The 24812-nt window shown below is 61.2% G+C and carries 20 protein-coding genes, 1 pseudogene and 1 riboswitch; of the genes and pseudogenes, 10 read left to right on the top strand and 11 right to left on the bottom strand.

The genetic code is table 11. From position 1 onward, the window contains the following. The first annotated feature begins 54 nt into the window (after positions 1 to 54). The 7 genes and pseudogenes from ACEWE8_RS03110 to ACEWE8_RS03080 all read left to right on the top strand — a co-directional run bounded on the left by ACEWE8_RS03110 (position 55) and on the right by ACEWE8_RS03080 (position 10227). Positions 55 to 1036, top strand: a pseudogene (locus ACEWE8_RS03110) (transposase). Between the two features lie 119 nt (positions 1037 to 1155). Beyond that, positions 1156 to 2100, top strand: coding sequence for a hypothetical protein (locus ACEWE8_RS03105; protein ID WP_223255106.1), 945 nt, complete (start codon positions 1156 to 1158; stop codon positions 2098 to 2100). Positions 2101 to 2144: 44 nt separating this feature from the next. Continuing rightward, positions 2145 to 3200, top strand: coding sequence for a linear amide C-N hydrolase (locus ACEWE8_RS03100; protein ID WP_367903797.1), 1056 nt, complete (start codon positions 2145 to 2147; stop codon positions 3198 to 3200). A gap of 214 nt (positions 3201 to 3414) precedes the next feature. After that, positions 3415 to 3625, top strand: a riboswitch (cobalamin riboswitch). A 98-nt stretch (positions 3626 to 3723) separates the two neighbouring features. Continuing rightward, positions 3724 to 4791, top strand: a complete 1068-nt coding sequence (cobW, locus tag ACEWE8_RS03095) for a cobalamin biosynthesis protein CobW (RefSeq protein WP_395589217.1) — start codon at positions 3724 to 3726, stop codon at positions 4789 to 4791. Between the two features lie 3 nt (positions 4792 to 4794). After that, complete coding sequence (gene cobN, locus ACEWE8_RS03090) at positions 4795 to 8556, top strand: cobaltochelatase subunit CobN (protein WP_046786112.1); 3762 nt, start codon at positions 4795 to 4797, stop codon at positions 8554 to 8556. Position 8557: 1 nt separating this feature from the next. Further along, positions 8558 to 9559, top strand: a complete 1002-nt coding sequence (locus tag ACEWE8_RS03085) for an ATP-binding protein (protein WP_046786113.1) — start codon at positions 8558 to 8560, stop codon at positions 9557 to 9559. Positions 9560 to 9636: 77 nt separating this feature from the next. Next, a complete protein-coding gene (locus ACEWE8_RS03080; RefSeq protein ID WP_046786414.1) occupies positions 9637 to 10227 on the top strand; it encodes a VWA domain-containing protein in 591 nt (196 codons plus the stop codon). Positions 10228 to 10340: 113 nt separating this feature from the next. On the opposite strand, the gene ACEWE8_RS03075 is transcribed toward ACEWE8_RS03080, so the two are convergent. Next, on the bottom strand, positions 10341 to 10607 hold the full coding sequence (locus ACEWE8_RS03075; protein WP_012314620.1) for a hypothetical protein: 267 nt from the start codon (positions 10605 to 10607) through the stop codon (positions 10341 to 10343). 341 nt (positions 10608 to 10948) lie between these two features. Between ACEWE8_RS03075 and ACEWE8_RS03070 the strand changes: the two genes are divergently transcribed. Next, positions 10949 to 12274, top strand: coding sequence for a sigma-54 dependent transcriptional regulator (locus ACEWE8_RS03070; RefSeq protein ID WP_046786114.1), 1326 nt, complete (start codon positions 10949 to 10951; stop codon positions 12272 to 12274). Between the two features lie 51 nt (positions 12275 to 12325). Here ACEWE8_RS03070 and ACEWE8_RS03065 read toward each other — a convergent pair whose 3' ends face one another. The 10 genes from ACEWE8_RS03065 to ACEWE8_RS03020 all read right to left on the bottom strand — a co-directional run bounded on the left by ACEWE8_RS03065 (position 12326) and on the right by ACEWE8_RS03020 (position 23242). Continuing rightward, positions 12326 to 14521 carry an LTA synthase family protein gene (locus ACEWE8_RS03065; protein WP_046786115.1) on the bottom strand — a complete coding sequence of 732 codons (2196 nt, stop codon included), beginning with the start codon at positions 14519 to 14521 and terminating at the stop codon, positions 12326 to 12328. A gap of 133 nt (positions 14522 to 14654) precedes the next feature. Further along, on the bottom strand, positions 14655 to 15935 hold the full coding sequence (locus ACEWE8_RS03060) for a transporter (protein WP_046786116.1): 1281 nt from the start codon (positions 15933 to 15935) through the stop codon (positions 14655 to 14657). Between the two features lie 46 nt (positions 15936 to 15981). Continuing rightward, on the bottom strand, positions 15982 to 16725 hold the full coding sequence (locus ACEWE8_RS03055) for a hypothetical protein (RefSeq protein WP_046786117.1): 744 nt from the start codon (positions 16723 to 16725) through the stop codon (positions 15982 to 15984). Between the two features lie 32 nt (positions 16726 to 16757). Then, positions 16758 to 17438: a C39 family peptidase gene (locus tag ACEWE8_RS03050; RefSeq protein ID WP_046786118.1), complete on the bottom strand. Its 681-nt coding sequence runs from the start codon at positions 17436 to 17438 to the stop codon at positions 16758 to 16760. Between the two features lie 67 nt (positions 17439 to 17505). After that, positions 17506 to 18993: a hypothetical protein gene (locus tag ACEWE8_RS03045; RefSeq protein ID WP_046786119.1), complete on the bottom strand. Its 1488-nt coding sequence runs from the start codon at positions 18991 to 18993 to the stop codon at positions 17506 to 17508. Between the two features lie 48 nt (positions 18994 to 19041). After that, complete coding sequence (locus ACEWE8_RS03040) at positions 19042 to 19620, bottom strand: hypothetical protein (RefSeq protein WP_046786120.1); 579 nt, start codon at positions 19618 to 19620, stop codon at positions 19042 to 19044. Between the two features lies 1 nt (position 19621). Then, on the bottom strand, positions 19622 to 20059 hold the full coding sequence (locus ACEWE8_RS03035; RefSeq protein WP_046786121.1) for a hypothetical protein: 438 nt from the start codon (positions 20057 to 20059) through the stop codon (positions 19622 to 19624). Positions 20060 to 20356: 297 nt separating this feature from the next. Then, positions 20357 to 20908 (bottom strand): AAA family ATPase, encoded by a 552-nt coding sequence (locus tag ACEWE8_RS03030; RefSeq protein ID WP_046786122.1) that lies wholly within the window; start codon positions 20906 to 20908, stop codon positions 20357 to 20359. Then, complete coding sequence (gene pnuC / locus ACEWE8_RS03025; RefSeq protein WP_046786123.1) at positions 20905 to 21483, bottom strand: nicotinamide riboside transporter PnuC; 579 nt, start codon at positions 21481 to 21483, stop codon at positions 20905 to 20907. The genes ACEWE8_RS03030 and pnuC overlap by 4 nt, the downstream gene beginning before the upstream one ends. Before the next feature lie 124 nt (positions 21484 to 21607). Next, a complete protein-coding gene (locus tag ACEWE8_RS03020; RefSeq protein WP_046786415.1) occupies positions 21608 to 23242 on the bottom strand; it encodes a methyl-accepting chemotaxis protein in 1635 nt (544 codons plus the stop codon). 300 nt (positions 23243 to 23542) lie between these two features. On the opposite strand from ACEWE8_RS03020, the gene ACEWE8_RS03015 reads away from it, so the two are divergent. Next, a complete protein-coding gene (locus ACEWE8_RS03015) occupies positions 23543 to 24373 on the top strand; it encodes an undecaprenyl-diphosphate phosphatase (RefSeq protein ID WP_012314606.1) in 831 nt (276 codons plus the stop codon). 1 nt (position 24374) lies between these two features. Beyond that, on the top strand, positions 24375 to 24803 hold the full coding sequence (locus ACEWE8_RS03010; RefSeq protein WP_046786124.1) for a DUF1294 domain-containing protein: 429 nt from the start codon (positions 24375 to 24377) through the stop codon (positions 24801 to 24803). The last annotated feature ends 9 nt before the right edge of the window (positions 24804 to 24812 follow it).

Here is a 24812-nt window from a genome sequence, read left to right as displayed (position 1 = left end):
TTAAACGCTGCCTTTGAGCTGTAGCACTCGGGCTGCTTTGGTAAAATCCACGGCATGACTTCCTTGCCCGATCTTGACCAAATGACACCCGAACAACTGCGCGCACTGGCTGCGCAGTTGATGTCCAGGATCGACACCCAGGGCAGAAAGATTCATCGTGATGGATGCTCATCGAGCAACTCACTCACAAGATCGCCATGCTTGAATGCCACAAGTTCGCCAAACGCAGCGAGCAGATCAGCCCTGCGCAAGGCAGCTTGCTCGATGACCTGCCTAATACTGACCTCGAAGCCATCGAGGCCGAGTTAAAAGCCCTTCATCCAGCACCCGCGCAGGCAGAACCACGCCAGCAACCCAGGCGTGCGCCGTTGCCACCGCAGTTCCCACGCACTGTGATCCATCACGAGCCGGAGAACACCCAGTGCGCGTGCGGCTGCCAGCTTCAGCGCATCGGTGAAGATGTCAGCGAGAAGCTGGATTACACGCCGGGCGTGTTCGCTGTCGAGCAGCATGTGCGTGGGAAATGGGCCTGCCGGCACTGCGAAACGCTGATCCAGGCGCCGGTGCCGTCACGTAATCGACAAGGGCATCCCCACGGCGGGCCTGCTGGCGCACGTGATGGTGGCCATGGCGATTACGCCAGGAAACAGCAGTGCCCATCGCTGAAAAGCTACATGAGTGGATGCTGGCCCAACGCGAACTGGTGCCCGAGGGTTCGACCACGGCCAAGGCCTTGGATTACAGCCTTAAACGCTGGGTATCGCTGACGCGCTACCTGGAAGATGGTGCTGTACCCATCGACAACAACCAGACCGAGAACTTGATCCGGCCGTGGGCGCTTGGGCGGTCTAACTGGTTGTTTGCGGGATCGCTACGCAACGCCAAGCGGGCGGTGGCGATCATGAGCCTGATCCAGTCGGCGCGCAGCAACGGACATGATCCGTATGCTTATCTCAAGAATGTGCTGACGCGGTTGCCGACGCAGCGGGCGAGTGAGATCGATCAGTTGCTGCCGCATAACTGGCAAGCGATTTAATCACGCAGTGCGTGATGCCACGACGCGTAACCACTTTCTAGAAATTATATTATTCGACATCGCTAATTTACTAGGGGACATTAGTAGTTTAGCTAATGCAGATGCAAAAAGGAGGCATCATGCGATTTCGATACAGCACCCCATTACGCAATCTGGCCCATCGTCGGGACGGCCCCCGTCAGTGCGTCGAAGGCAAAGCGATTCTTACCTGCGCCGGCGAGGCTCTATCGTCGTGGTATGCCGTCGTCATTGCCTTGTCCATCGGTAGCGCACAGGCCGCGCATGGTGAGGATGCCTCCCTCGACGTTGCGCAAGAGCATGCCCCATTGGAACACCAAAATTTGGCATTGCAGGTCACGCCCTATATTTGGGCTGCCCGCCTAGATGGTCGCGTTTCGCCGTTCCAGCGAGGCCCTATAATTAGCGTCGAGAAGCCGTTCTCCGATGTATTGGATGATTTGAACTTTGGTGGCTTCATAAATGTTTGGGGACGCTATGACCGCTTCGTCCTCTCGGGCGACATCATGTATGTCGATACGACAGATATCCATAATGTCGGCCCGCTGCCTGCACTCTCGATTCCCGGCCTTGGCGTAATACCGCCGGGCGGCAATATCGATGCGAAGATCGACACGAAACAATTCACCGCAACCCTCATGGGCGGCTACCGGGTCATCGATTCACCTGGCTTCAGCCTCGATGCCCTGGCCGGCGCCCGCGTTTGGCACATCTCTAACAGGGTGAAAGTTATCGGGAGCCTTGGCAGCCTAAGCAAGTCTACCAGCTACCACGAAAGCTTCGGCTGGGTCGACCCACTGGTCGGCCTGCGTGCATTCCTTCCCATTACGCAAAAGCTCTCCGTTCAGGGGCAGGCCGACATCGGTGGGTTTGGCATAGGCTCCGACTTCACATGGTCGACTCTGGTTACCGTTAATTATGCTTTCAGAGATAGCCTTTCTACCTCCGTAGGCTATAAGTTGCTCGACGTCGATTACGATTACAACGGCCACGTATACGACACGCGCCTCAGCGGCCCGGCGCTCGGAATGACCTATCGGTTTTGATCAGCGAAGGCTTCGCCCAGCCGTCCCAAGGAATGGTATTCACTATGTCTAAATTCGCACTCACGCTCGCCACCTTAACTGCAACCGCAGCCCTGCTGAGCGCCGAAGTCCAAGCCTGTACAAGGGCTGTTTATCATGGCCCTGACGGCATGAATATTACCGGCCGCAATATGGACTTCAAGGACGCCATGGTTAGCAACTTCTGGGTCTTCCCTCGCGGGATGAAGCGCAATGGAGCCTCCGGTTCGCGCTCACTTGAATGGACATCGAAGTTCGGCAGCCTTGCCGTGTCTGGCTATGATATTTCGACGGTGGACGGCATGAACGAGGCCGGTCTAAACGCCAGCCTGCTTTGGCTCAACGCCACAGAGTTTCCCAAGAACGACGGGAAGACGCCTCGCCTGTCGCTCTCGATCTGGGCACAGTTCTATCTTGATCAATTCGCGACGGTATCAGAGGCGGTCGAATACACGCGCAACCATCCCGTGCAGGTGGTAAGCGGTGAAGTACCTGGCCGACCTGGCAGCCTCGCCCCGTTGCATTTGACGCTCTCCGATGCTTCCGGTGACAGTGCTGTGCTGGAGTGGATCGGCGGAAAGCTGAGCATTCATCATGACCGCAAGTATCAAGTGGTGACGAACGACCCACCCTATGGCAGCCAACTCGCCAACCAGAAATACTGGAGCGCGGTGGACCCTCTCAACTTCCTGCCCGGCAGTGGCCGCTCCGAAGACCGCTTCGTACGCGCGGGCTTTTACATCAACGCGGTAACCCAAAGCGACGACCCGCGAATCGCTGCCGCCGCTGTTTTCAGTGTGATCCGCAACGCTTCGGTACCCTATGGCGTAAGTCTTCCTGAAGCACCGAACCTTTCCACAACCCGCTGGCGTGTGGTGGCTGATCAGAAAAGCATGCTTTTCTATGGCGAATCGGCAACTTCACCCAACGTTTTCTGGGTGAACTTGAAGAAACTTGACTTTTCTGAAGGTGCGCATGTCCGCAAACTCGACCTCGGGGTGGACATGAACCGTATCCTTACCGGGGAGGCATCGGGCCAATTCGTTACTGAAAAGCCGTTCAACTTTATGGCCGTTGAATGAAACTCACCAAAGATTCGTAGCATTCCGAGAGTGGCTAAGTGTGTCGCATTCTTCTGCGATTACAACCGAATCTTTGAATGGACACGATGTCCTGGCTTTTCCGGGATGGCTAGATGACTTAGCCGGACGCATACAGAGCCACAGCAAGAGCAGGGTTAATTGGAGAGGGGCGTGGGTGGTGCACGCCAACAGTTGACCACCTGCCACCCCCCGCGTAGCCTTGCCGCTTCGAGGTTCTTCGGCCAGGCCGAAGCTAAGACGGGAACGCGGTACAAGCCGCGGCTGCCCCCGCAACTGTAAGCACCGGTAACGGATCGACATAGCCACTGCGCCCAAGCGCGGGAAGGCGTCATCCCGCCAGCCCCGTGATCGAAAGGGCCGCAACGGTGCAAGCCAGGAGACCTGCCTCGCAACGTTTTCGACTATCAACCGGGCGGGGTGATCCGGTGGCGAACGAGCCCGGCCGACCTGGCCGCGGCTTTCGTCCCGCATGCCCGCGCCATCCTGCCAAGGGCAACGCGACATGAAAACACTGGCCAAACTCCCCGTCACCATCGTCACCGGCTTTCTCGGCTCGGGCAAGACCACTTTGCTCCGGCACATGCTCGACAACGCCCAAGGCCGCCGCATCGCAGTCATCGTCAACGAGTTCGGCGAACTCGGCATCGATGGTGAAATCCTCAAGCAGTGCAGCATCGGCTGCACTGAAGAAGAGGCTAGCGGCCGCGTCTACGAACTGGCCAACGGCTGCCTCTGCTGCACCGTGCAGGAAGAATTCTTCCCGGTCATGCGTGAACTGGTGGCGCGCCGTGGCGACCTCGACCACATCCTCATCGAAACCAGCGGCCTCGCACTGCCAAAACCGCTCGTGCAAGCCTTCCAGTGGCCGGAAATCCGCAACGCCTGCACCGTCGACGCGGTTATCACCGTGGTCGACAGCCCAGCTGTCGCCGCCGGTACCTTCGCCGTCTACCCGGACCAGGTCGACGCCCAACGCAAGCTCGACCCCAACCTGGACCATGAGTCGCCGCTGCACGAATTGTTCGCCGATCAACTGGCCAGTGCCGATCTGGTGGTACTGAACAAAGCTGACCTGATCGACGCCGAAGGCCTGGCCAAAGTACGCGCCGAAGTGGCCGAAGAATTGCCGCCTGCGGTCAAGGTGATCGAGGCCAGCAGCGGCCGCCTGCCGCTGAACGTGCTGCTGGGCGTCGGGGCAGAGTCCGAGGCGCACATCGATGGCCGCCGCACTCACCATGATTCGCATCACGACGGTGAAGGCCACGATGATCACGATCACGATGCCTTCGACTCCATCTCCATCGACCTGCCAGAGGCCGACGAAGCGCTGCTGCTCGATGCCCTGACCCAACTGGTGGTGGAGTTCGGCATCCTCCGCGCCAAGGGCTTCGCGGCCATTCCCGGTAAGCCGATGCGCCTGCTGGTGCAGGGTGTAGGCACCCGTTTCGACAAGCACTTCGACCGCGCCTGGCGTGCCGATGAGCCGCGCATCACCCGCCTGGTGCTGATCGGCCAAGACCTTGATGCCGCGCATCTGCAAGCGCGTCTGCGCCAGGCACTGGGCGCCTGACCCATGCACCTGCTGCGGACCCAGCCCGGCGGCTTCGTGCCGGACGACAGCATCGCCGACCTCGGCCAGACACCCGCCGAGCTGGTGATCCTCTGCAGCGGCGACTCGCATTTGGCGTTGCTCGCCGAAACCGCCGAGCAACTGCCGGACGACTACCCCAGCCTGCGCCTGGCCAACCCCATGCAGGTGCAGAACCATGCCTCCGTCGACCTGTATGTCGACGAGGTGCTGCGCCACGCCAAGGTGATCCTGGTGTCGTTGCACGGTGGCGTCGGCTACTGGCGCTATGGGGTGGAACAACTGGTCGAACTGGCTTCACGCGGCGTGCAATTGATCCTGGTGCCCGGTGACGACCGCCCCGATCCGGAATTGACCGGGCTTGGCACCGTCACTGGAGAGCCAGCCGAGCGCCTTTGGCACTACCTGCGTCAGGGCGGCAAGGCCAACGCCGTCAATCTGTTCAAGTACCTGGCCAGCCAGTGGCTGGGCCGCGATTACAGCTGGGATGCACCGCAACCGTTGCCACGCACCTCGGTGTATCACCCGGGCACTTCCAATGCCACGCTCCAGGACTGGTACGCCCAGTGGCACCCGGAGCACCCGGTAGCGCCGCTACTGTTCTACCGCTCGCACCTGCAGGCAGCCAATACCGCGTTCATCGACGTGTTTTGCCAGCGCCTGCAGGCGGCCGGCCTCAATCCGCTGCCGATCGCCGTTGCCAGCCTCAAGGAAAGCGCCTGCCTGGAACAGGTCGAAAACTGGCTGGACGAAGCGGGCGCCGAGGTCCTGATCAATACCACGGGCTTTGCCATGTCCAGTCCGGAGCGTCCCAGCCTGCGGCCGTTTCGCCGGGACATACCGGTGCTGCAGGCCATCTGTGCGCAAGACAACCAACCTGGTTGGGAAGCCAGCGAGCAAGGCCTGGGCGCACGCGACCTGGCCATGCACATTGCCTTGCCCGAGCTGGACGGGCGCATCATTACCCGGCCGGTGAGCTTCAAGGACATGGCCTGGCGCAGCGAGCGCAGCCAGTCTGACGTAGTGTGCTATCGCGCCCATCCGGAGCGTATGGATTTTGTCGCCGAGCTGGCCAGGCGCTGGGTGGCGCTGGCGCGCCTGCCCAATGGGCAAAAGCGCATTGCGCTGGTGCTGGCCAACTACCCGACCCGGGACGGGCGCATCGGCAATGGTGTTGGGCTCGATACCCCTGCGGCGGCGCTTAACATTCTCAAGGCGCTGCAGGCTGAAGGCTACCCGCTGGGCGAACTGCCGGACAGCGGCACCCAATTGATTCACCAGTTGCTCGGCGGCGTCACCAACGATCTCGATCACCTCGACCAGCGCCCCTGCGCCCAGAGCCTGAGCCTGGCAGATTATCAGGCCGCTTTCGAGCGCCTGCCCGAAGCCAACCGCAAGGCTGTGCTGGAACGCTGGGGGGCGCCCGAGCAGGACCCGATGTACCGCAGCGGCCGCCTGATGGTGGCCGGGCTGCGCTATGGCCTGACCTTCGTCGGCATCCAGCCGGCACGCGGTTACCAGGTCGACCCCAGTGCGGTGTACCACGACCCGGATCTGGTTCCGCCGCATGGCTACCTGGCATTTCATTTCTGGCTGCGCCACGCCTTTGCCGCCGATGCGGTCATCCATGTGGGCAAACATGGCAACCTGGAGTGGCTGCCCGGCAAAGGCGTCGGCCTGTCTGACCAGTGCTGGCCGGATGCGCTACTCGGCCCGCTGCCGAACATCTACCCGTTTATCGTCAACGACCCGGGCGAGGGTGCCCAGGCCAAGCGCCGCACGCAGGCAGTGATCATCGACCACCTGATGCCACCGTTGACCCGAGCCGAAACCTACGGCCCGTTGCGCGAGCTTGAACAGCTGGCTGATGAGTTCTATGAAGCGCAGATGCTCGACCCGCGCCGCGCCCGTGAGCTGCAGCGCGACATTCTCGAGCTGGTCAAGGCCAACCACATCGACCGGGAGCTGCAACTGGAAGGGCAACTGGACGACGCCGCCGTGTGGCTGCCACGCCTGGATACCTACCTGTGCGACCTCAAGGAGTCACAGATTCGTGATGGCCTGCACGTATTTGGCCAGTCTCCGCAAGCCCGCCTGCGGATCGACACCTTGCTGGCTTTGCTTCGGGTCGAGCGCGGTGATGGTCGGGGTGGTAACGCCAGTTTGTTGCGCACACTCGCCAAGGCTTTGGTGCTGGGCTTCGACCCATTGGACTGTGACCTGGGGCAAAACTGGGCGGGACCGCGCCCGGCGCTACTGCAGGCCGTAAGCGAAGCACCGTGGCGTACCTTTGGCGACAGCCGGGAACGCCTTGAACTGCTGGCTCTGCAGGTGATCGAGCAAGCTTTGGGCGGCGCTCTGCAATTGCCCGACGAGGCGCAATGGCAGCCGGTACGTCAGGTGGTGCAGGCCTTACAGGAGCAGGTAGCTCCAGACCTGGATGCCTGCGGGCCGGCCGAGATCAATGGCCTTCTCGCAGCATTGGCGGGGCGCTTCGTACCAGCCGGCCCCAGCGGGGCACCCAGCCGCGGTCGCCTGGATGTACTGCCCACGGGCCGCAACTTCTATACGGTGGATGTACGCAACCTGCCCACCACGACTGCATGGCGCCTGGGTTTCGCCTCAGCGAACCTGGTCCTCGAGCGCCATTTGCAGGACCACGGCGACCATCTGCGCCAGCTTGGCCTTTCGGTGTGGGGCACTGCAACCATGCGCACCGGCGGTGACGATATTGCCCAGGCCATGGCGCTGATGGGCGTGCGCCCGGTATGGGCTACCGGTAGCCAGCGTGTCGACGATTTCGAGATCCTGCCGTTGAGCCTGCTCGATCGCCCACGGGTGGATGTGACCCTGCGTGTCTCGGGCTTTTTCCGCGATGCCTTCGGCAACCTGATCCGCCTGTTCGATGCCGCGGTACAGGCGGTAGCGGCGCTGGACGAACCGGATGACCTCAACCCCCTGGCGGCGCGGGTGCGTGCCGAGCGAGCGGCGCTGCAGGCTGAAGGGGTGGAGGCCGAACAGGCTGCACGCCAGGCCGGTTGGCGGGTATTCGGCGCCAAGCCCGGCGCCTACGGGGCCGGGGTGCAGAATGCAATCGATGGCCGCCTGTGGCATAGCCGGGACGATCTGGCCGAGGTGTACCTCAACCATGGCGGCTACGCTTATGGTGGCAGTGACGAAGGCACCCCGGCGCGTGTTCAGTTCGCCAGGCGGCTGGGCCAGGTCCAGGCGGTGCTGCAGAACCAGGACAACCATGAGCACGACCTGCTCGATTCCAACGACTATTACCAGTTTCAAGGTGGCATGCTGGCGGCGTCCGAAACCTTGTCCGGTGCGGTGGTGGCCAGTTATCACGGCGACCACTGCCAGGTCGATCGGCCGCGTATCCGCACCCTCAAAGAGGAACTGAACAGGGTCATTCGCGCCCGAGCCCTCAACCCCAAATGGATCGACGGGGCCAAGCGGCACGGCTACAAGGGGGCCTTCGAACTGGCGGCGACGGTCGACAACCTGTTCGCTTTCGATGCCACCACACACCTGATCGATGACCATCATTATCAGTCGCTGGCCGATGCCTATGTGCTCGACCCGGCGACCCGCGACTTCATGCGTGAGCATAACCCCGAGGCTTTGCGAGACCTCACCGAGCGATTGCTGGAGGCCCAGCAGCGCGGGCTCTGGGAAGCGCCTGGTGAATACCGCGAAGCCCTTGAGGAGCAGTTGCTCGACGGCGAGGAACAAGCTTGAAATGAGTGAACCCGTGCAATTTCCCCTGGCGGCCGTGGTCGGTGCAGACGACCTGAAGCTGGCGCTGTGCCTGACCGCAATCGACCCGAAAATCGGCGGCGTGCTGATCGAGGGCCCGCGTGGCATGGCCAAAAGTACCCTGGCTCGCGGCTTGGCCGACCTGCTCGGTGAGGGGCCGTTCGTCACCCTGCCGCTGGGCGCCAGTGAGGAACGGCTGGTCGGCACGCTCGACCTCGATGCGGCACTGGGGCAGGGCAAGGCGCAATTTTCGCCAGGGGTGCTGGCCCAGGCTGATGGCGGCGTGCTGTACGTCGATGAGGTCAACCTGCTACCCGACACCTTGGTCGATCTTTTGCTCGATGTGGCTGCCAGCGGCACCAACCGTATAGAGCGTGACGGCATTTCCCACCGCCACAGTGCCCGTTTCGTTCTGATTGGCACCATGAACCCCGAAGAAGGCGAGTTGCGTCCGCAGCTGCTCGACCGCTTCGGTCTGAATGTGGTGCTCGATGGCTTGCCCGCGCCACAGGCGCGCCAGCAGATCATTCGTCGTCGCTTGGCATTCGACACCGACCCCCTGGCGTTCTGTGAACAGTGGGCCGCTGCTCAGGCACAGTTGCGCGAACGCTGTCATGCGGCGCGTCAGGGGCTGGCAGCGATAGCGCTGGACGATCAGGCCTTGGCCTGGATCACCGAGCGCTGTTTCGCCGCTGGGGTCGACGGCCTGCGTGCAGACCTGGTCTGGCTACGTGCCGCCCGCGCCCATTGTGCCTGGCGCGGTGGCGAGGCGATCGAGGAGCTTGATGTCGATGCGGTCGCGGAATTCGCATTGCGCCATCGACGCCGCGTACCGCCAGAGGTGGCACCACCTTCCACGCCCCCCGAGGCAGGCGGTCGCGATGGGCATAGCCAGGGCGGGCAGGGTGATTGGGGCGCGCTGCCTGCGCAGCCTGTGGCCAGCGGTGCCCGGCGTGAGGTGCCGAACTGGGCAAAAAAGCCCTGAGCATCCGCCCGCCAGGCACTAATGTGGCGGATGCCTTGCCCCGGGTCGGTAAGCTGAGCGGTGCCAGCCGTGGCCGCGTGCGTGTAGCGGGGAAGGGCCGCGTGGCCTGGCTGTCTACTTTGCTGAAAGGGCGACCACGCGTGCGCCAAGACCTTTGCTGGCAACAGCGCCAAGGCAGTGCTGCCCAGCTGTGGCTGGTGATCGTCGATGCTTCGGCCTCCACCCGCCGGCACAAGGCACTGGCACAGAGTAAAGGGCTGCTGGCAGAGTTGTTTGACCAGGCTTACCGCCAGCGTGCGCGACTAGCCTTGCTGACCGCCAGCGGCGGTGCACCGCAGTGGCAGCGTCATGGCCTGAAAGCCTCGGCGTCACTGCAACCCTGGTTGAACGCATTGGGTGCTGGCGGCGGTACGCCGCTGATCGCAGCCCTGGAGCAGGGCAGGCGCTGGCTGCAGGCAAGGCAAAAAGCCCACCCACAGGAGCAGCAGCGCTGCCTGGTATTCACCGATGGACGTCTGCAGCGCTCAAATGATCTGCAGCCGATGCCCTGTGCCACACTATTGGTGGACATGGAAATGGCGCCGGTTCGTCTGGGGCGGGCACAGCAACTTGCCATGCAATTGCAAGCACGCTATCAGCATATCGAGCAATTCAAGCTAAAAGAGTGATGCACTGCGCGAGGGTGGGGCGACACTTTGTCGCAGTTGTGCAAGTTGCCTGAGTGGTACTGGAAAGTTGCACAAGTGCGTGCCGAACACGCACTTGCACGCAAACTCTGATATTACTTCGGCATCGACCAGGGTTGCAGGGCATAGCCTTTCTGGCACAGTTCGGCACGCACTTCTTCGATCAGGCTGGCCCACTGGGCCGGGTCGGAATAGATGCGCGAAGACACTTGCTTGCTGCCGATACGGGTGCTGGTCCGGTCGATCACTGCCAGGCTCAGCTCACCAGTACCGTTGGGTGCATCCCAGGCGACGCACTGGAAGGGTTCGAAGGCGTGGTCGGCGATCAGCAGTGCTTCGTTGACACGGAGCGGGGCATTCATGGTTCGGTCTCTCTATGGTCCCAAACATCGAAATTCAAGTCCGCGTAACTGCTATCGCTTCAGGTTGTCGCGATACGCAGCGCGGGGTTATTTGTACTGATGCTCCAAGTTAGGGGTGAAGTCACACAGTGGTTGTAAATTTTTTTACGACGCACACATTTTTTGTTTCCTGCGCCGCCTGTGACGCCGTTTATTACGAAAAATTCCCGAATGCCCGAAAACCGTCAGAAATGGGCGGACAGACGGTAGTGGGCAGCGTCAAGTTCGTTGCTACTGTTAAATGGGCGCCGCAACTTACTGTTTTCTCGTAAAAAACCATAATCTGGCGCCAAGGAACGGTCATGCACGAAACCGCATCCCTTCGTCGCTTGCTCATCGTCGACCCCTGCGACGATTGCCACCGCCTGTTGCCAGGCCTTGAAAACGCCGGTTGGGATGTTCACAGCTGTAGCCTTGACCTGGCGCTGGAGCACCGTTGCGATATTGGCCTGCTGCGCTTGCAGGATTCGCATTTGCGACACCCGGATGCAGTCAAGGACATGATCAAGCGCAGCAACACCGAATGGATCGCGGTGCTCAACGCCGAACAACTGCGAATTCAGAATGTGGGTGACTTCGTTTGCGAGTGGTTCTTCGACTTCCATACCTTGCCGTTCGATGTATCTCGGGTTCTGGTGACCTTGGGGCGCGCGTTTGGCATGGCCCGCTTGCGGGGCAAGGGAAGCGTGCCGATCGATGGCCTCAAGGACGAGCTGCTCGGCGACAGCCGGCCGATTCTCGAATTGCGAAAACTGCTGGGCAAGCTGGCCCCAACCGAATCACCCGTGCTGATACGCGGGGAAAGCGGTACAGGCAAGGAACTGGTCGCTCGCACCCTGCATCGGCAGTCGCAGCGCTGCGAAATGCCGTTTATCGCCATCAATTGCGGTGCGATACCCGAGCACCTGATCCAGTCGGAGCTGTTCGGGCATGAGAAGGGCGCTTTTACTGGCGCCCACCAGCGCAAGGTCGGCCGTATCGAAGCAGCCCATGGCGGCACCTTGTTCCTCGACGAAATTGGCGACCTGCCGTTGGAATTACAGGCTAACCTGCTGCGGTTTTTGCAGGAAAAGCACATCGAGCGGGTAGGTGGAAGCCAGCCGATACCGGTCGATGTGCGGGTGCTGGCGGCGACGCACGTGGACCTGGAGCGTGCCATCGAACAAGGCCGCTTTCGCGAAGACCTGTACTACCGGCTCAATGTCTTGCAGGTAGTGACAGCACCTTTGCGAGACCGGCATGGTGACCTGTCGATGCTGGCCAACCATTTTTCCCATTTCTACAGCCTGGAAACAGGCCGCAGGCCGCGCACATTCAGTGACCACGCTTTGGCTGCAATGGGCCGCCATAATTGGCCGGGCAATGTGCGGGAGCTGGCCAACCGGGTGCGTCGGGGGCTGGTGCTGGCAGAAGGGCGACAGATCGAGGCTCAAGACCTTGGCCTGCATGTACTGGAACAGGAAGATCTGCCGTTGGGTACCCTGGAAGACTACAAGCATCGGGCAGAACGTCAGGCCTTGTGTGATGTGCTCAACAGGCACAGCAACAACCTGAGCTTTGCCGCAAAGGTGCTCGGAATATCACGGCCTACGTTCTATCGGCTATTGCACAAGCACCAGATTCGCTGAATTTTTTTGTAGCGGCGCCTACCTTGGGAGGCGCCTCCCACAGAGAGCCGCTCAGCTCGACTGAGCGATATGCCCGTCCGAACCCTCTTCGGCCTTCTCCTCTTCGCCTGGCAGCGCCGTGATCACACTGAAATCGCTGACTTCGACTTCCCCTGCGCCATACCCCAGCAGGTGGAACGAAAACGCCTTGCGCTGCGTCGGGTTGTCGAAGCCGAACTCCATCTCCAGCGGCTCGGCGGCAGTCACACGAATTTCGTCAGGCAGCCCCAATGGCACATCCTGCTCCAGTTCCTTGGCCTTGAGTTGAATATAGGCGGCATGCTGTGGATCGAGTGCGCGTACCTTGACCCGTACTCGTGTGCGTGACCCCCCAGGCATCTCCAGGTACTGCGCGCCAATCAGGTTATCGGCCCAGTCATCGCGAATTCGCGCTTGCAACTGGATGGGCGAGGGGCCGCCGAACTGATAGCGCAGGTTGAGCGGCGTCTGCAGCAAGGACTGATCCAGCACGCCGGCCAGCGCGCCGAGTTGAGCACCGAGTCGGCTGTCACCAGCGCCGAGGTACTTGGCCTTTTCGGCAATGAAGCCCTCGCTGGCATAGCGGCGGCAGCGCTGCTGGAAGTCGCATTCGGTGAATACACCCCGGCCATCGTGGTAGCGCAACATGCCGTTGGTGTAGGACATCATCTCGCGACCCGTATCGTAATCGCGGTAAAGCGAGCGGCCGCCCAAGGCGGCAGGTATTGGCAGGGCGAAATAATCGAGCAAGGACGTTGCCAGATCGATATGGCCATAGGTGCCATGTTTGATATGGGGTAGCTGCGCCTGCTCCGGGGCCAAGGTCAGGTTGAAGCCCCAAGAGGAGGCAAGGCGCACGCCGTCGATACCGTGGGACTCGTCGGAGGTTATTACGACCAGCGTATCTTTAAGCACGCCTTGGCGTTCGAGGTTGTCGAGAAATGCACCGATTGCGTCATCCAGATAAGCCACCGCAGCCTGCTTGGCTGTGTCATGCCGCTCCAGGTATTGAGCGGGCGCCGAGTATGGCTGGTGGGTACCCACGGTCAGCAGGGTAAGCATCCAGGGGCGGTCTTGTTGCCTGAGCTGGCCCACGTAGTCTAGCGCGCCCTCGAAGAACGCGCGGTCATCCTTGCCCCAGGGGAATTGCAGGTAGTTCTCGTTGCTGAACCATTCCAGGCCGTGCACCGAGTCGAAACCGATGTGCGGCATGATGCGGTCCTTGGCCATGAAGCGCAGGCCAGCGCCTTGCAGGTAATGCGTGGTGAAGCCGGCCTGGCGCAGCTGGGCTGGCAGGCAAGCCTGGTTGCGCTGATGCTGGGTGAGCAGTTCCATACCCTTTGGCGTACCGTTGGCCAGCTTGTCGTAATCACCGCAAAGCATCGCATACAGGCCACGAATGGTCTGGTGGGTATGCAATACGTAGTCTGGCGTGTTCATCCCACGCTCTGCCCAGCGGCTGAGGTTGGGCATCAGGTTTTCATGAAAACGGCTGTGCAGGGCCTGACGGTTGGGCCGCACGTAGGCGCCGGGGATGCCTTCGAGGGTGATCACCAGCAGGTTGCGGGCACGCCCGCTTGGCAACTTCTGGCCGTTCAGGTCTGACTGGGTCAGGCCGGCAGTGGGAAGGGGGGTGATCGGTTGCGTTTGCCCGGCCCAGCTCAGTGCCTTGTGCTGCAGCGTACCGACGCCGACGGAAAGGAGCTGATGGGGAAGGTTGTACTGGCGCCACTGATCGGCGTCGGACGGCGCCAGATGCTGAGCGCCCCAGTGCAAACCAAACAACGTCAACGGTATGGCCAGCACCTTGGGGCCCAGCGGTGCGTCAGGCGTTGTGCGGCTGCGCCAGGCAGAGCGCGCCCAAACCAGCAAGCCAGCGCCCATGACCCACGGCAGCCAGGCATGGGCAAGCCCGCCGTCGGTGGAGTTTTCCATGAACTGTGTATCGAACAGGTAACTCAGGTCGGCACTGGTAGGCAGCCGGCCCACTGCACTGACCAGCTCTGCCGAAGCGACCCACAATGCAGCCCACGCCAGCAGCACGGGCGTGGCCAGCCACCAGGGCCTGCGGTACAACAGCAGCACCAGCAGGCTGCCCAAGGCAAGGTCCGAAAGATAGCCAAGCGGGTTGGACCAACCCAGCAGGGTGCGCGCAGCCAGGGGTATCACTATTACCAGGGTCGCAAGGGCTACGAGCCGGGTATGCGGATGGCCGTGCGGGTTTTTCACGAAAACTTTCCTTGATTGCCGTTAAAACGTCACAAATGTATGGGCAATCATAGCAGGGTGGGGTCATGAAAGCGGCTGACTTAAGGGTTGGTTACCAAAAGCCGGGCCCGCCGGGAGCCCGGTTACAGTGACGTCAGAAGTAGTAAGGGAACTTCAGGCTGAAGGAAAAGTCAGGGGCATCATCGGTCAGGCCGATGGCAAGGTTCGGGACGATGGTCAGGTTGTTGGAGGCCGCGAAGGTCATGCCGATGTTGAAGTTCGCCGCGTTGTAGTCGCTGTTGGTGATTGACTGCCAGTCACCGCCGTCGGGTTTGATCTTGCTCTTGCTCGAGAACTGATCGGTGACCGAGAACGACATGCTCATTTTCTCGTTCAAGGCAAACGCAATACCGCCGCCGATCTGCCAAGAGTCGCCGAGTTTCACGTCACCAGGCACCTTGGTGTTGACCGTGGGGCTGATGTCGCTGAACGAGTCCTCCATGTTGTAGGTGTAGGACAGGCTGGCGAACAGCACGGCCGGGTCGAAGGTCTTGACCAGCGAGATGCCGGGCGTGATCGCCCAGACACCGTTGCCGGTCGGCAGGTCCTCAGGGACAGCCAGGTTGTCATTACCGGCGACCGGGATGAGTTTGATGCCATAGGGGTCGTCGCCGGTGGGCGCCTTGATGCGTAATGTGGCGACTGCGTCGGGCCAGTTCTCCGACTCATCCAGGAACTTATAGGCCACGCCGACGTTGATATCACCGAGGGCGGGGTCGCGGGTAACGGTACCATCGGAGCTGACACCGGCAGCACCCCCCGCACCGCCGGAAGAGTAGGTCGATTCGCGGTAGACAATGGGAACGTTTATGTCGAACTGCCAGCGCTGATCGACGTTGTAGCGTGCCGTCAGGTCCAGCGTCCAGTTGTCTGCCTTGATGCGGTCGATGTTGATGTTGCCGAGGAAGATCGAATCGAGGGCAAGGAAGCCGTTAAGGGTCAAGGCGCGCGTGTCGTAGTGGGTGTAGGTCAGCCCGGTTTCGACACTGAACTTGCCGCCGCCGAAGAAACCGCTGGCTTCGTCGTACAGGTTGGACACACTTTGCGCAGGTTCCGAGTCGTCCTGCAGCGATTGGCCATAGGAACTACCGGTGGTCCCGGGAGCGCCCGATGCCACGGTCTGCCCACCCTTGACGCCCTCGGCGGGGGACTTTGTCAGGCGTTTGGGCGCTGGCGCTCGCGGCGCCTCCTCCACCTGGCGCAGGCGTTGCTCCAGTACCATCAGTGCGTTCTGTTGGGCTTCATAGCGCTCTTTGAGCGCCATCAGTTCCTGTTTGAGAGTTTCGACCTGTGGGTCGGTTGCCGCCTGTAGCAGAGTGGCCGGGGCCAAGGTTGTCAAACAAACGATAACTCTGAACGTCAACAAACGGTGCATGGGTTAGCCGTCCCTTCTGACTACATACGATGAGACTGAGCGTAGATCAGTATCCGAGATTGCGAAGGCCTTTGAGCTGATCAAGGTTTGGGGCCATCGATCCGGCTGTGGGCGCGTCACGCAGCACCACATTGAGCGACGTCAGGTTGCTGACGCGGTTGCTGGTGCCGAGCAGGGTAGTGTTCTGCATAAGGCCACCCTGGCCCAGGCGCTGCACGGTGTTGCCCTGGTTGTTGCTGGCGATGATGTTCAGCTGCACGCCGCGGCCACTGGAGGTAACGCTCAGCGAGCCTGCGCCATTGGCGCCGACCAGCGTAGTACCTGCGGCCAGGGCCTGGCCTTGGGGTTGTGTCGCTGACGCTTCGTTGGCCTTGGTGACATTGATGTCGACATTGTTATGGGCAGTGTTGTAATCGCCGGCAGCACGCACGACCTGGGTTACGCCTTCAGTGCTGTTCAGGCCACCGCCGCCGGTGACGGTACCGGTGCCGGCGCTGCCCGATTGCGGCCTGCCTGTACCTTTTTCATTGATCATCGACACATAGAACTGCGGCTTGATGGTCGACTGCTGGATCTGCATCGCGGAGGTTGCACCAATCACTTCACCGTTGGCGTTCTGCCAGGTACTGGTCATGACGATGCCAAAGCTGACGATGCGCCCAGGCATAACGTAGCGCCCGCGCAGGTTGGCCAGTTCCTGATCCTTCAGCTCGATCGGTTTGAACGTTTCTGCCTGTGTCGGAAGGCTGGCGGCCAGGCAAATGGCGGCCAGCCAGATTGAAGTCTTCATGGGATGCTCCCGGAGCGTCTTGCCCATTGTCATTAGAAGAAATCGCTTTGGATGAAGCCGAAGTCCATCAGCTCGGCGTCCTGCACCGGGGTGAAGTTGCTGACACGGTTCTTGGCGCTCAGCGGCAGCGGCGGATCGAGCAGGATATTGTTCTTGTCGTACCCTTGGCCGATGACGGCGAAGATGATGCCGTTCCAGCCTTTGACGAAGTCATCGATCTTGAAGCGCTTGTGCCCTAGTACCGGGTCGCCGACGTATACCCAGCCTTTATCGACTTTTTGCATCACCACGAAGTGCTTGTAGCCGCGGATGTCCAGCAGCACGACTACCGGTATGCGGATACTGTGCAAGGTGTCCGGGGCTACCCGGTAGCCGCGGGCACGCATGCCCAGGCTTTCCACGTAGCGCTTCATGTCGAGCATCGAGAAGCCTTGGGTGCGGACCAGATCCTGGTCAGCGTGTGCCAGCATCCCCTCGATCACGTGTTGTTCGTCGACGTCAAGCCAGTAGGCCTGGCGCAGGATGGTTGCCAGAGATGCGGCGCCGCAACTGAAGTCGGTTTTCTGCTGTACCAAGTCAGCGAACTTGCGCTCGCGGATGCTCTGGATGGGTTTGTAGATCACCGCGCCACCCGGTAGCACAGACAATGGCATCTGGGCTGCTTCGCTGACACCGGCCATGCTCAGCAACATTGCCAAGGCGATCATGCGCATGTTCGACGCCCCCTGCTTTTTCTTGTTAGAAAGAGGCCCCCTGAAGGGGGCCTCCAGGCCGCAGTTGTTACATCGAGGTGTTGGAGATGGCCAGCGAGTTGCTTTGCTGGTTGCCCACACCTGCTGCCACGTTGACGCCCAGGTTGCCGCTGCCACCATTGACCGAACCACTCAGGGTCGCGGTGTTGGTCACAGGGTTGGCCCAGCCGGTCGGGGTCAGCACTTGGAACGACACGGTGTTGCTCAGCGCAAACTCGCTAGACTCGCTGAAGCTCTTCGAGATGCTGTCCGAAGATTCCGACGCTTTTTCGCCAGCTTTCTCGTAGGCCGAAGCGCTCGCTTTTTCCCATGCCGAATCGTGTGCCTTCTCGTAGGCGGTATCGCGAGACTTGTCATAGGACGAGTCACGGGTACGGTCATACGAAGAGTCATACGCCTTGTCGAAGGACGAGTTGTAGGACTTGTCGAACGACGAGTTGCTGGCCGAGTCATGCGACTTGTCCACCGAGGCGTCAAGCGATGCGTTGAGCGATGCATCGAAGTCGGAGCTGCGAGAACGCTCGAAGCGGCCAAACGTTTCGGAGGAAGAGGCGCTGCCCTCAATGCTGGCATCGAGCGAGGCGTTCAGCGAAGCGCTAGACGAAGAGCTGTGGTCCCGGCTGGCCGAACCACTGGCATCCCAACCGCTGGAGCCGCTGGCAGCCATGCTGTTGGTGCCACTGGCGCTGCTGCTGTTGGAGCCGCTGGCGTTCATGCTGCTAGAGCCGCTGGAGCTGCTGCTCTTCGAACCGCTGGCGCTGCTGCTGTTGGAGCCAGCCACGCTGAAGCTCGAGCTGGAGCTCTTGTCGACGCTCGCATCGAACGAGCCGCTACGCGAGGACGACCCGCTCTTGCTGGTGGTGAAGGTCAACGTATCGACGGTATAGGTACGGTCGGCGCGGTTGTTGACTTCCAGGCCAGGGCCATTCTGATCGGCCGAAGCGGTGGCGGTCGAGTTACCGATACCGGCACTGTTGTTGGCAATGGCCATGGTATTTTTCTGCTGGTTCAGGTCGCCGCCAGCCACGTTGATACCAATGTTGCCGCTGCTGCCATCGGCCGAGCCGCTCATGACCGCGGAGCTTTGGGTCGACCAGTTGTTGACGGTGTTATTGTTGCTGCGCTGGACAACATCGGCGGTTGCGGTGGCTGTGCCGAAGACGAAGCTGTTGTCGATGTCGGCATTGTCGGACGACGTGTTGGCGATGGCCGCGGCGTTGTCCTGCTGGTTGCCGTTACCGGCTGCCACGTTGACGCCCACGTTGCCACTTGCGCCAGTACCGGAGCTGCTCATCTCGGCTTCGTTGATGGTGCCTTCGTTGCGGATGCTGTTGTTAGTGCTCCTCTGAATGTCGGTCGCTTCAGCAGTGGCACTGGTGTACACGGCTTTTGCCGGTGGTGTGTAGTTGTGGTTGTGGCCGTTGCCACGCCTGTCGTTCTGATCCGCTTGTGCAGCAACAGCCATGACCGCAGCAATTGCGAAAACCAGAGGCTTGATTGCCATCGAGGGTTTCATGGTGTTTCTCCGTCTTTTTAGGTTAAGTGTTGTTCTCACCTGTTTGGGTCAGTTCGCGACCCGTACGCTCAGGGTGTTTGCCGTCTGGTTGCCCACCCCGGCGCTCTGATTCAGCTGGATGACCCCGCGACTACCGGTGAATGCCTGGTCACCGGTAGTGACCTGGCGATAGCCGGGTGAGGTATCAGTTGGATCGGAGCTGTTGATCAGCGCCACGTTCTGCTGCAACAGGACGCTGTCATCGATGCTTTGCGGTTGTGTACTGATGCTGATGCGCAGGGCATTGGCCTGCTGGGTGCTGGCGCCTGCGCTCTGGTTGACGCCAAGAGCGCCGCTGCCATGGCTGAAGGCGTCGCCCTGAATGCTGGCGGTGGCTCCCATGTTGGGGTCGACGATCGACTGCTGGCGTTGGCGAATCTGCGTGGTTGCATCTGCCCCGTGGCCCATCGCAAAAGCCCGGGCATTGGCCTGTTGCTGCCGGTCGCCGGCGGCCTGGTTTACGCTGAAGTTGCCTTGGTATTGCGCGCCGGAGCTGTCGATGGTGGCATTGTTGAGCACAGGAACGGGGGATTGGGCGAGGGCCGATGCACTGAACAACACGGCCATGATAGACAGCGTCTGCCTCATCTCATTTGCCTCCGGTAAGGATCTGCAGAGGGGCGAGGCCACGCTGAACACTTGAGTTGACCATGTTGGAAATACCGTTGCCCGAGCCTGTGCCACGGCCTGCTGCCAGGTTCGGTAGCTGGTTCTGGTTGCTGATGTTGCCGCCCAGGTTGTCGGTCTGCTGGGTGATCAGCGAAGAGATTCCCGTGCCACTGGTGATGTTGGCGAAGTCGCCATCGCTCAATTCGTTGCTCTGTTTGAGCACGTATGCGGATGGGTTGGCGTTGGCGGTAGTGGGGTTGGGGTCAGGCGCCAGTGGCGCACGTATCGCCATCCGAGGTTGTACATCGCGGGTGATGACGATGATGCCGTTGTCGGCCTGGACCGGCAGCGCCATGCTTGCCCCCAGTACGCAACCGACAAGCAAGAGGCGGGTAATGCCTTTATCCAGTGTGCTCACGACGGCGATTCCTTCTTCGAGCGCTGGCCTAGTTCAGCGTTGCGAGGAGGAGAGCAGGAGGCGTGCCGCTTTTGGATAAGGCTTTGAATTCAGTGGCTTGCAGAATCTAGCTGGGAGCGGCTGGAAGTTGTTGTATCAGCGCTGAGACAGATTTGCCGCCGCTCGCCGTTTTGCCCGCTATGCACGTTGCCTGCAGCGCTCTTTTCAACAATGTCTCACCTGCTTGACACTCCCCCCGCAATTGGTGGGGAAGTGCGCAAATACGGGGGTCAACGCCCAGCGTGGTGTATCACCGGTTTAACACTCGGTGGGGCAGTGCGGCGCTGTGCCCAGCAGCAGGTGTTGCACGGCACGTAATGCTGAGGCGCTACGCTGGGGCCAGTGGCCATCAATGATTTGCAGCCTTTGCCGATGGCGTTGCAGCCATTGCAGGCTGTCATCGAAGAATGCCTGGCGGTCAGCCAGGTCGGGCTGGCTGCGCTGGCCATCGGCAACCCAGTCAACCCCTTGCGGACTGAGCAGCAGATGCAGGTCGTAGTGGCGTGCAAGCAATGCCTGTTCAAGCCAGGGTGGGCAATCCTGGAACAGCGCTTGGCTCCAGAGCATATTGCTGAGCAGGTGGGTATCGAGGATCAGCAACGGCGGCGCCATCTCCCGGGCCTGGTCTTCCCAGGCCAACTGGCCGCGGGCGATGGGGGTGATATCGGCGTAGCAGGTGTCGCGGCAGTGCTGGTCGATGAAATGCCGCACGTACTCGCTGACCACCACACCGCCAAAGTGCGCCTGGATTTCGCCGCTAAGCCAGCTTTTGCCGCTGGACTCCGGGCCGCACAGTACCAGGACCTTCATGGTTGCACCTTGCTTGGCTGCAACGCCGGATCACGGCCCCATTCCAGCCAGCCACGCACGGCGATGAGGGTCAGCACGGCGAAGAAGCCTGCCGTGAAATACAGTTGCTGGTGCAGGTACTGGCCAACATAGAACAGGTCGACCACCAACCAAAGTGGCCAGCACTGCAGGCGTTTTTGCGCCATCCACAGCTGCGCGACCAGGCTCAAGCCCGTCAGCGTAGCGTCCAGCCAAGGCAGAGCGGCGTCGGTCCAGTGGGCCATGGCTGCGCCAAGGGCAACGCTGAGCACCAGGCCCGCTGCCAGCCCTGTGAACACAGCCTTCACGGGCAGGCGCGACACTGCGCGTGCGTCCTCTACCCGGTCTGGTCGTTTCCATTGCCACCAGCCGTACAACTGCAAACCGGCGTAGGCCAGTTGCAGCAGCATCCCTGAGTACAGCTTCACCTCAAAGAACAGCCAGCCATAAATGAGCACCATCACCAGGCCGATAGGCCAGCACCAGGCGTTCTGTTTGACGGTGAGCCAGACGGCAGTGACGCCAAGCACGGCGGCGATGAGTTCGAGGCCGGACATCGGCGATCCTTGGAGAGGGTAAGGGGCGCGATTGTAGCGTGTGGGCGCAGGAAGGAGTAGAAGGCCAGCAGCAAGTGCTGGCGCATGCCAGTGGGAACCGACGGGCCGGCTCCCACGAGTGTCCTCATACCCGGAACTGGCGCAGCAGTTGCTCCAACTCTTCGCTCAGGCGCCCCAGCGCCACGCCGGCATCACTGGACTGGCGCGCTGCATCGGCGGTCTGTTGCGACAACCCGGCGGTGTCCAGCACATTGCGATTGATCTCCTCAACCACATGCGACTGCTGCAAGGTCGCGCTGGCAATGGTGGCATTGAGCACGGTGAGGTTGTGCAGCGCCTGGCTGATGGCGTCCAGGCTGGAGCCAGCCTCCCGGGCTTGCTCGACTGTCTGGCGCGAAGCTTCGCTGCTGGTGTCGATGGCCTTGACCGCGGCGTCCGATTGACCTTGCAGGTGCTCGATCATGGTGTGTATCTCTGCCGTCGATTGCGCGCTGCGCTGGGCCAGCAGCCGCACCTCATCAGCCACCACCGCGAAGCCACGGCCCTGCTCGCCGGCGCGGGCCGCTTCGATGGCCGCATTGAGGGCCAGCAGGTTGGTCTGTTCGGCGATCGAGCGTATCACCTCCAGCACCCCGCCGATCTTCGTGCTGTGCCCGGCGAGGTCACGGATCACTTGTACCGCCTGCTCGATAGTTGCCGAAAGCCGGTCGATCTGCTGCAGGCTGCCATGGATCGCTTGCTGCCCGTGCTCCACCTGCTGCTGCGCTGCGCGCATTTCGCCTGCAGCCTGCTCCGCGGTCTTGGCCACGTCCTGCACCGCGTAGGTCACCTCGTTGACCGCTGTTGCCACCTGGTCCATCTGCATCGATTGCTGTGCGCTGCGTTTTTGCGCGGCACCGGCATTGTCACCGACATGCCCGGCGGACTGCGCCAACGAGTGCGCCGCGCCCTGCAGTTGGCCGACCACACGCTGCAACTTGCCGTTGAAACGGTTGAAGTGCTCGCCCAAGTGGGTGATTTCGTCACGGCCATGGGTATCCAGGCGTCGGGTCAGGTCGCTTTCGCCGCTGGCGATGTTGCCCATCGCCTGTACCGCTTCCTGCAACGGGCGCGCGATGCTGCGGGCGATGAGCATGACCACCAGAGCCATCAGCAGGGCGATACCCAGGCCCACCAGCGAGGCATGGCGCAACTGGCGGGCGAATTCAGCCTGCACATCATCGATGTACACGCCAGAGCCGATGATCCAGCCCCATGGCTTGAACAGCTGAATATAAGAAGTCTTGGCCACCGGTTCGCTGGCACCAGGCTTGGGCCAGCGGTAATTGACCGGGCCTGCGCCCTGGCTGCGGGCGAGGGCAGCCATTTCGTCGAATACGGCGAAACCGTCAGGATCGCGAATGGCGGAGAGGTCCTGGCCGTCGAGCTTGGGGTTGGCCGGGTGCATGATCATTTTCGGCCCCAGATCGTTGATCCAGAAGTAGTCGTTCTGGTCGTAGCGCAGCGCGCGCACCACCTGCAGGGCCTGTTGCTGGGCCGCATCGCGGCTGAGCGTGCCTGCGGCCTCCAGGCCTTGGTAATACGCCAGCACGCCCGCAGCGGTCTGCACCACATGGCGGGTTTTCTCCGCCTTGGCCTGGTACAGGTCGCCATGGATCTGACGCAGCATCAGCAGGCCGAGGATCACCAGCATCGCCACCGCAACCAGCAGTATCAGCCACAAACGGCGGCTGATCGACATCGACCTCAAGGTCTTCATGAACGGCACTCCCACATTGTTCTTTTTATGAAGGTGCATCCAAGCATGCTTTGGCGCTTGGCCAAACCCGACTAATGGCTAAGTGCTAGTTAATGGCTGTGATGCCGCATGCCGGGCAAGCCTTTGCAAAGCCGCTCTGCTAGGATTTCGGCCGCGCGAGATGAAACCTTTAGGCCACGTGAACTTTTCTACTGGCACGGGTCCCAACTAACGCTGTAAAAAGGCCGCGCCGCATGCGGCAATCACAAGCAAATCAAGAACAAGGGGCCTGCAAGCAGCGGCGCTCCAACCGGGGGAATGATGGATTTTTGGACTGCCTTTCAGGCAATCATCTTGGGCGTGGTCGAAGGACTGACAGAATTTTTGCCGATCTCCAGTACCGGTCACCAGATCATCGTTGCTGACCTGATCGGCTTTGGTGGCGAACGGGCCATGGCCTTCAACATCATCATTCAGTTGGCGGCCATCCTGGCGGTGGTATGGGAGTTTCGGCGCAAGATCCTCGATGTGGTGTTCGGGCTGAAAAGCCAGCCGGCGGCGCGGCGTTTTACCGCCAACCTGCTGCTGGCGTTCATGCCGGCGGTGGTGCTGGGCGTGCTGTTCGCCGACCTGATCCATGAGTATCTGTTCAACCCGATCACCGTGGCGACGGCGCTGGTGATCGGTGGTGTGATCATGCTCTGGGCCGAGCGCCGCACCCACAGCGTGGCGGTAGATCACGTCGATGACATGCGCTGGTCGCATGCCTTGAAGATCGGGTTCGTGCAGTGTTTGGCCATGATCCCGGGCACCTCGCGCTCCGGCTCGACCATCATCGGCGGCCTGCTGTTCGGCCTGTCGCGCAAGGCAGCCACCGAGTTCTCGTTTTTCCTGGCAATGCCGACCATGGTCGGTGCGGCAGTGTACTCGGGTTACAAATACCGTGACCTGTTCCAGCCGAGCGATCTGCCAGTGTTCGCGATTGGCTTCGTGACTTCGTTCATCTTCGCCATGATCGCAGTGCGCGGCCTGCTCAAGTTCATCGCCAACCACAGTTATGCGGCCTTCGCCTGGTACCGCATAGCTTTCGGTTTGCTGATCCTGGCCACCTGGCAGTTCGGCTGGGTCGACTGGTCGACGGCGCACGGCTGATATGGCTCGGACACAAACGGCAGAACGGCGTGCTGCGCGCAAGGTAGAGGGCGTACGCAATGTACGCCTCAAGCTGCTGATGCTTGGGGTGCTGTGCCTGCTGCCGCTGGCGGGCGCGGCGCAGATGGCCTGGAGCGGGCAGTCATGGCTGCCGTTGGCGATTTATCCCGCTGTAAGCCTGGTTACAGTTCTGCTGTATTGGCAGGATAAGCAGCAGGCCCGTACCCAGGCCTGGCGCACGCCAGAGAAGGTACTGCATGCCAGTGAGCTACTGGGTGGCTGGCCAGGTGCGCTGATCGCCCAGCAGCTTTACCGGCACAAGACACGCAAGGCCTCTTACCAGATAGTGTTCTGGGCGATTGTATTGCTGCACCAGGTGTTCTGGGTTGATCACCTGTTTCTGGGTGGGTATGTACTGTCTCTGGGGTGATGGCCTCTT

The organism is Pseudomonas sp. TR47 (assembly GCF_044143025.1).
Classification (GTDB): Bacteria; Pseudomonadota; Gammaproteobacteria; order Pseudomonadales; family Pseudomonadaceae; genus Aquipseudomonas; species Aquipseudomonas putida_E.
Note: the sequence above shows the minus strand (reverse complement) of the source record. Positions and strands in the feature narration are given on the sequence as shown.